Annotated in this window: 5 protein-coding genes; 3 read left to right on the forward strand and 2 right to left on the reverse strand. The window is 63.7% G+C overall.

The genetic code is table 11. The annotated features are described in order from the left end of the window. Window positions 1–112 precede the first annotated feature (112 nt). The 3 genes from ilvC (KIH76_RS09875) (at window position 113) to KIH76_RS09885 (ending at window position 6,848) form a co-directional block, all read left to right on the forward strand. Entirely contained in the window at window positions 113–1,165 is a 1,053-nt protein-coding gene (ilvC, locus tag KIH76_RS09875) for a ketol-acid reductoisomerase (RefSeq protein WP_219070524.1), read from the forward strand. 515 nt (window positions 1,166–1,680) lie between these two features. Beyond that, window positions 1,681–2,733 (forward strand): ketol-acid reductoisomerase, encoded by a 1,053-nt coding sequence (gene ilvC, locus KIH76_RS09880; protein ID WP_100497085.1) that lies wholly within the window; start codon window positions 1,681–1,683, stop codon window positions 2,731–2,733. 182 nt (window positions 2,734–2,915) lie between these two features. After that, the gene (locus KIH76_RS09885; RefSeq protein ID WP_219070525.1) at window positions 2,916–6,848 is read left to right on the forward strand and encodes a glycoside hydrolase family 2 TIM barrel-domain containing protein; all 3,933 of its coding nucleotides are present in this window, start codon (window positions 2,916–2,918) and stop codon (window positions 6,846–6,848) included. A 125-nt stretch (window positions 6,849–6,973) separates the two neighbouring features. Here KIH76_RS09885 and rplI read toward each other — a convergent pair whose 3' ends face one another. Together rplI and rpsR are read right to left on the reverse strand one after the other, a co-directional pair. Beyond that, window positions 6,974–7,420 (reverse strand): 50S ribosomal protein L9, encoded by a 447-nt coding sequence (gene rplI / locus KIH76_RS09890; protein WP_033496390.1) that lies wholly within the window; start codon window positions 7,418–7,420, stop codon window positions 6,974–6,976. 19 nt (window positions 7,421–7,439) lie between these two features. After that, window positions 7,440–7,688 carry a 30S ribosomal protein S18 gene (gene rpsR, locus KIH76_RS09895; protein ID WP_033496388.1) on the reverse strand — a complete coding sequence of 83 codons (249 nt, stop codon included), beginning with the start codon at window positions 7,686–7,688 and terminating at the stop codon, window positions 7,440–7,442. Window positions 7,689–7,895: the final 207 nt, after the last annotated feature.

The raw sequence follows: 7,895 nt of genomic DNA on the forward strand, positions 1-7,895 counted from the left end.
AGACGATGACTTTCCCCTACGGGACACAATCCCAACGTCGAAAGCCCTACCAATCTCACCGATTGTCGGGCGCCTTACCAACGCCCACAAGCAACATAAAGGAGTGCCTATCATGGCAGCAACTATCTGGTACGAAAAGGACGCCGATCTCTCCGTGTTCGATGGCAAGAAGGTCGCCATCCTCGGTTACGGCTCGCAGGGCCACGCCCACGCGCTGAACCTGCGTGACTCGGGTGTCGACGTGGTCGTCGGCCTGCGTCCTACCTCCAAGTCCGTGGAGTTCGCCAAGGAGCAGGGCCTCGAGGTCAAGCCGGTGCCGGAAGCGGTCGCCGAGGCCGACGTCGTGATGATCCTGCTGCCTGACCAGTACCAGGCCAAGGTCTACAAGGAGGACGTCGAGCCGAACCTGAAGCCGGGTGCCGCGCTGGCGTTCGCTCATGGTTTCAACATCCACTACGGCTACATCAAGCCGTCCGAGGATCACCCGGTCTTCATGGTTGCCCCGAAGGGCCCGGGCCATATCGTTCGTCGTGAGTACGCCGCTGGTCGTGGCGTCCCGGTCGTCGTGGCCGTCGAGCAGGACCCGGATGGCAAGACCTGGCCGCTGTGCCTGGCTTACGCCAAGGCTCTGGGCGCGCTGCGTGCAGGCGCTATCAAGACGACCTTCACCGAGGAGACTGAGACCGATCTGTTCGGTGAGCAGGACGTGCTGATGGGCGGCATCAACCACCTGTGCGACATGGGCTTCGACGTGCTGACCGAGGCCGGCTACCAGCCGGAGATCGCCTACTTCGAGGTGTTCCACGAGCTGAAGATGCTGGTCGACCTCGCCAACGAGGGTGGTCTGAACAAGGCCCGTTGGTCCTGCTCCGACACCGCCCAGTACGGCGACTACACCTCCACGGTCATCACCGAGGAGACCAAGAAGCGCATGGAGTACCAGCTCAAGCGCATTCAGGACGGCTCCTTCGCCAAGGAGTTCATGGATGATCAGGCCGCCGGCGCTCCGAAGTTCAAGAAGCTGCAGGAGGAGTACTCGCACCCGCACCTCGAGACCGTCGGCCCGAAGCTGCGCGCCATGTTCTCTTGGAACAACGGCCCGGCCAAGGATCAGGACGAGGCCGAGTCCTTCAACGGCAAGATCGCTCGTACCCAGGTTCAGTGACTTCCTGCCGCTAGGCACAAGTAGTCGATAATCAGCGACTCACATAGCAGCCGTCGACTCCCGTTCGTTCGGGAGCGGCGGCTGTTTGCGTTTGACGTTCGGCGCTCATCGTTGCAAACCGTCACTATGTTCGAGTGATTACGATGTCGCCGCGTACATAGTGACGTTTCGGGGTGCGGGACCGTCACTATGTACGAGTTGCTGTACCGATCACTCGAACATAGTGACGGTTATATTGCAGTCGTGACGTCGATGATGACGAGACGGTCGGATGTCCACGTTTGGAACGTGACGTGGCTCACGTTGTGGACGATGACCGGATGGCGATGCGGTTATCGGTAGGATGGGGAGCAGTTCCGAGGACAAAATCCTCACGCTTGAGATCGTCCGGGCCAGACGCCCGGACACCCAAACGCGCAGAATGGTGTACACAACACATAATGCGCAACCACACAACACCGTGTGCCGCGCCACGTCCCCGTGCGAGGCGGCACGCAAGTACAAGGAGTACTTACATGGCTGCACAAATCTGGTATGACAACGACGCCGATCTGTCCGTGCTCGACGGCAAGAAGGTCGCCATCATCGGCTACGGCTCCCAGGGTCACGCCCACGCGCTGAACCTGCGCGATTCCGGCGTCGACGTGGTCGTCGGCCTGCGCCCGACCTCCAAGTCGGTCGAGTTCGCCAAGGAGCAGGGCCTCGAAGTGAAGTCCGTTCCGGAAGCTGCCGCCGAGGCCGACGTCATCATGATCCTCGCCCCCGACCAGTACCAGCGCACGATCTGGGCCAATGACATCGAGCCCAACATCAAGCCGGGCGCGGCCGTCGCGTTCGCTCACGGTTTCAACATCCACTACGGCTACATCAAGCCGACCGAGGATCACCCGGTCTTCATGGTCGCGCCGAAGGGCCCGGGCCACATCGTTCGTCGTGAGTACGCCGCCGGCCGTGGCGTCCCGGTCGTCGTGGCCGTCGAGCAGGATCCGCGCGGCGACGGCTGGGCGCTGACCCTGGCCTACGCGAAGGCTCTGGGCGCCCTGCGCGCCGGCGCCATCAAGACCACCTTCAAGGAGGAGACCGAGACCGATCTCTTCGGTGAGCAGAACGTCCTCATGGGCGGCGTGAACAAGCTCGTCGAGATGGGCTTTGAGGTTCTCACCGACGCCGGCTACCAGCCGGAGATCGCCTACTTCGAGGTCTGCCACGAGCTGAAGATGCTCGTCGACCTGATGAACGAGGGTGGTCTGAACAAGGCCCGTTGGTCCTGCTCCGACACCGCCCAGTACGGCGATTACACCAACACCGTCATCAACGAGGACTGCCGCAAGCGCATGGAGTACCACCTCAAGCGCATCCAGGACGGCTCCTTCGCCAAGGAGTTCATCGACGACCAGGATGCCGGCGCCCCGCACTTCAAGGAGCTGCAGGAGAAGTACTCCAACGAGCGCATCGAGACCGTCGGCCCGAAGCTGCGCGCCATGTTCTCTTGGAACAAGGACGGCGTGAAGGACGCCGACGAGGCCAACTCCTTCACCGGCAAGATCGCCCGCGCCCAGGTGCAGTGACAACTCGGCAGGGACAACGCCGTTAGTCCTTGATAGCCGCCGTTTCCGTCTCTTCGGAAGCGGCGGCTTCTGTATATTCGGAGACACATGCTCGCGTGTCTCCATTCGCACGAGTCTCATACGGTCGTAATGGTAGCGTTATCATCGATACCGGCCAACCAGCCCGAAGGAGCGCCGAACCCATGTTCATCCCACGGTATTACGAAAACCTCGACACCTCGCACGTCGGCACCGAGCCGAACCGTGCCTACTACATCCCCGCCTCGCACCGCATGGACACGGTCGGCGAGCGGCGCGCGGACTCCGACCGGTTCACGCTGCTCAACGGCGACTGGGATTTCAAGTACTACGCCAGCATCTACGACCTGGACGACGACGTGCGCAGCGCCCACGCGGCCGGTCTGCCGGCGTTCTTCGACGACGGATTCGACGGGGTCGGCACCGATGCCGACGCCGAGGTTTGGGAGCACCGCGCGGCCGTCAGTCACGGTCGCGAAGCCGCCGGCTTCACCGCGATCCCGGTGCCGAGCGTGTGGCAGAACCACGGCTTCGACGGCCACCAGTACACGAACGTCAACTATCCGTTCCCGCTCGACCCGCCGTTCGTCCCGCACGACAACCCGTGCGGCGTCTACATCCACGAGTTCGACCATACGCCGAACCCCGACGCGCCGCGCACCTTCCTCAACTTCGAGGGCGTGGACTCGTGCTTCTACGTGTGGCTCAACGGCACGTTCATCGGCTACTCGCAGGTCTCGCACTCCACGAGCGAGTTCGACGTGACCGACGCGCTCGTCGACGGCATGAACATGCTCGCCGTGCTCGTGCTCAAGTGGTGCGACGGCAGCTATCAGGAGGATCAGGATAAGTTTCGCATGTCCGGTATCTTCCGCGACGTCTACCTGCTCGACCGTCCGGAAGACGCGATCCGCGACTACTTCGCGCACACGTCGATCTGGCGCAACGTCGATCCTGACAAGCTGGACGACCTGACCGATGCCGAATACGACGCGTCGCCGGTCGATCACGCGACCGTGGACGTCGACTTCGCGTTCTACGACAATGTGGACGTTCCGGTGACCGTGCAGTTGTTCGATGCGGACGGCGAGTTGGTTGCCGAAACGCAGTCCGAGCCGATCGATCTTGCGAACGCTGGCACGACTGCGAACGATGGCGACGATGCGGCGGACGACCTTGAGGAAGGTGCCGTCGAGTCCATCGACGAGATCGCGGACGAATCCGAGCCGTCCGATGCGGAATCCGCGCTGCACATCGCGATCGAAACCGGCACCGCATCGCCGATGATCATCGACACGGACACCGCCGCCGGCGACAGCGCGTTCCTGCCGACCGCGCACGCGCGGCTCGTCGTCGACGACCCCAAGCTGTGGACGGCCGAGACCCCGTACCTGTACACCGTCGTCTACACCACGGCGAACGAGACGATCACCGATCACGTCGGCATCCGCGAGATCAGCGTCGATGGCAACGTCGTCAAGGTCAACGGCAAGCCGATCAAGATCCACGGCGTCAACCGCCACGATTCCGATCCCGTCACCGGCTACACCATCAGCGAGGCGCAGATGATACGCGACCTGACGTTGATGAAGGAGCACAACGTCAACGCAATCCGCACCAGCCACTACCCGAACGCGCCGCACTTCTACGACCTGTACGACCGGCTCGGCTTCTACGTGATCGGCGAGGCCGACGACGAAAGCCACGGCACCGACGTCGCGATCGCCGAGGACAACGACTGGGACGCGCAGGCCGCCCGCTGGCCGCGCATGATCGCGGACAACCCGGCGTTCACCGCGCCCACCGTGGATCGCGTGCAGCGCTGCGTCGAGCGTGACAAGAACCGTCCGAGCATCATCTTCTGGTCGATGGGCAACGAATGTGCATACGGTTGCACGTTTGAGGCCGCGCTCGCGTGGACGCAGGCGTTCGATCCGAGCCGGCTCACGCACTACGAGTCCGCGCGCTATGTGACGGCCGATCGCGAGTACGATTTCAGCCATCTCGACATCCACAGCCGCATGTATCCGCCGATCTCGGACATTGACCAGTACTTCTCCGAGGAAGGCCCGCGCACGCCGGACGGCAAGCACGACGGCACGTTCGGTGGCGACGATGGTGACAACGGTGTCAAGCCGTACTTCATGTGCGAGTTCTGCCATGCGATGGGCAACGGTCCGGGCGATCTTGAGGACTACTTCGACCGCATCCAGCGCTACGACGGCTTGGTCGGCGGCTGCATCTGGGAATGGTGCGACCATGCGATCGACCGCGGCACGAATGCGGCCGGCAAGCGCGAGTACGCGTACGGCGGTGACTCTGGCGAATACCCACACGACGGCAACTTCTGCATGGATGGCCTCGTCTACCCCGACCGCACGCCGCACACCGGCCTGCTCGAGTTCAAGAACGTGTACCGGCCGGTGCGCGTCGCCGGCTTCGACCCGGCCGCGGGCACGGTCACGCTGCACAACTACTACGACTTCCTCAACACCGCCGACGCCGGCCTGTTCCTCGACTTCACGCTCGTGGTCGACGGACGGCCGACCGTGAACGCCGTGTGGGAGGAGGATGCGGCCGCCGGCGACGCGTTCCGCGTGGAGCATCCCGGCAGCTACGCGCCCGCGATGCCCTCGATCGAGCCGCACGGCGAGACGACGGTGGAGCTGCCGACCGCGATCCGTGACGCGATCGCCAAGCTGGGCGAGTCGGCCGGCAAGGTGACGCTGCTCGTGCGCACGTATCGTCTGACCGACGACGGCGTGCTGCTCGCCGGTTTCCCGCTCGGATTCGACGAGATCGCGGTGCCGACTGCCGATCCGCGCAACCAGACCGTCGTTGCGCTGCTGGAGGCGGTGCGCGAGGATGAGGTCGCCGAGGATGAGGTCGTTGGTGAGGAATCTGACGAGGAACTTGGCGAGGATTCCGGTGAGGATTCCGACGGCTGCGCAGGCGACTGCGAATCCGAACAGTGCGCGTGCGGCGGCTGCGCATGTGCCAAGGCGGCGCCGTCCGGCGCGGACGAACTGGGGGAGTGCCGCCCGGCCTACGCGGCCGGCACCGTCATCCCGCCGCTGCTTACCGTGTCCGATACGTCCCGCACGATCACCATCGAATCGCCGGACTTCCGGTACGAACTCGACAAGCGCACCGGTCTGTTCTCGTCGATGACGTTCGCGAACCGTTCGTTGCTTGACCGTCCGATGGAGGTCAGCATCTGGCGTGCACCCACCGACAACGATCGCAACATTCGCCACGAATGGGAACGTGCGCAGTACGATCGCGCGTATGTTCGCGCATACGAGGTCGGTGTGCTGGTCGACGAGGATGACGTGATCTCGCCGCAGAATGATGCGGATTCGGTGTCCGACATGGATATGGTCGCGCCCGACGTCGCCGCGCAGTCCGAAGGCGAGCCGGAATTCGTGGCATCGTTTGGCGACGCGAACGATCGCAGCGCCGCGGCGCCTGACGTCGATGCGGTGTCCGTCGCCGGCGACGTGACGATTCACGCGCGACTCGGTCTGGTCGCGCCGATCATCCAGCGCATCGCCGACATCGACGCGACGTGGACGATCCACGTCAACGGTGCGGTCGAACTGACGATGGACGTGACACGCGACACCGCATTCCCGTTCATGCCGCGCTTCGGCCTGCGCCTGTTCGTACCCAAATCGATGCACGACGTGACGTACTGCGGCCTCGGTCCGGTGGAAAGCTACGTCGACAAGCGCCGCGCCAGCTGGCACGGCGTGTTCTCCGGCACGCCGGCCTCGCTGTTCGAACCGTACATCAAGCCGCAGGAGAACGGCAACCACCACGACTGCGACTGGGCGTCCGTGGCTGGCGACGGCGTGACGCTCACGTTCTTCGGCGAGCAGACGTTCGACTTCCAGGCGCTGCCGTACACCGCCGAGGAACTGACGCGCAAGACACACAACAGCGAACTGGAACAGGCGGATTCGACCGTGGTGAACGTGGACTACGCGCAGTCCGGCATCGGATCGAACAGCTGCGGCCCAGCTTTGGCCGAGCAGTACCGGCTCGACGCGGAGCAGTTCTCGTTCACGATCGGACTGTTGCCGTCCGCACGATGACCGGCCGGGCATAGAAAAAGCCCGTGCCCCGCGGAAATCCACGGGGCACGGGCTGATGCTTAAGCTCAGACTGTTATTGATCTGTCAGTCTGGAAGTCCCGGCGAGACAAGCCCGCCGGAACGGGTCACTCGGCGACGACCTTCACGAAGAAGGACGCGGTGATCTCCGGGTGCAGGGCAACCTTGGCCGGGAAGTCGCCGGTGGTCTTGATCGGCTCAACCTCGATGTTCTTCGGGTTGACGGCGGCCTTGTCGGACAGGGCGATCGCGATCTTGTCGGCGGAGATGCCACCGAAGAGCTTGCCGGACTCGGAAACCTTGGCGGCGATCTCGACGGTGGTGCCCTCGATGAGCTCCTTGGCGGCGACGGCCTCTTCACGGGTGGCGACGGCCTTGGCCAGGCGGGCGCGCTTCATCGCCTCGACCTGAGCGGCAGCGCCCTTGGTCCACGCGAAGGCGAGGCCCTGCGGGAACAGGTAGTTGCGGGCGTAGCCGGACTTGACCTCGACGACGTCACCGGAGTGACCGAGGTTGGCAACGGTTGCAGTGAGGATAACCTTGGTATCAGCCATGTTCCTTTACCTCCTCAAATCAGCGGCCGGAAGTGGCGTACGGCAGCAGAGCCATCTCGCGGGCGTTCTTGATCGCCTTCGAGATCTCGCGCTGCTCCTGCACGGTCACGCCGGTGATACGACGGGAACGGATCTTGCCGCGATCGGAGATGAACTTGCGCAGCAGCGCAACGTCCTTGTAGTCGATCGTGGTGATCTTGGCAGCCTTCAGCGGGTTCGGCTTCTTCTTGAACGGCTTGACCGGCGGTTGCGGCCTCTTGCGTGACATGATGTTCTCCTTAAAACGTTAGGTTTGATGCGCTTCGTGAGTAGCGCCCGGTGGTGCGGTGCGATCGCAGGCGGAATCAGAATTCCGGCTCGTCGGAGCTGCCACCGAAATCGGTGCTGCCGCCGAACGTCGAGAATCCGCCGCTCGCGGAGGCATCCGACGACCACGGATCGGTCGCGGGGGCCTGCGGGGCGGGTTGTGCGGGAG

Source organism: Bifidobacterium simiiventris, from assembly GCF_019331715.1.
GTDB lineage: Bacteria > Actinomycetota > Actinomycetes > Actinomycetales > Bifidobacteriaceae > Bifidobacterium > Bifidobacterium simiiventris.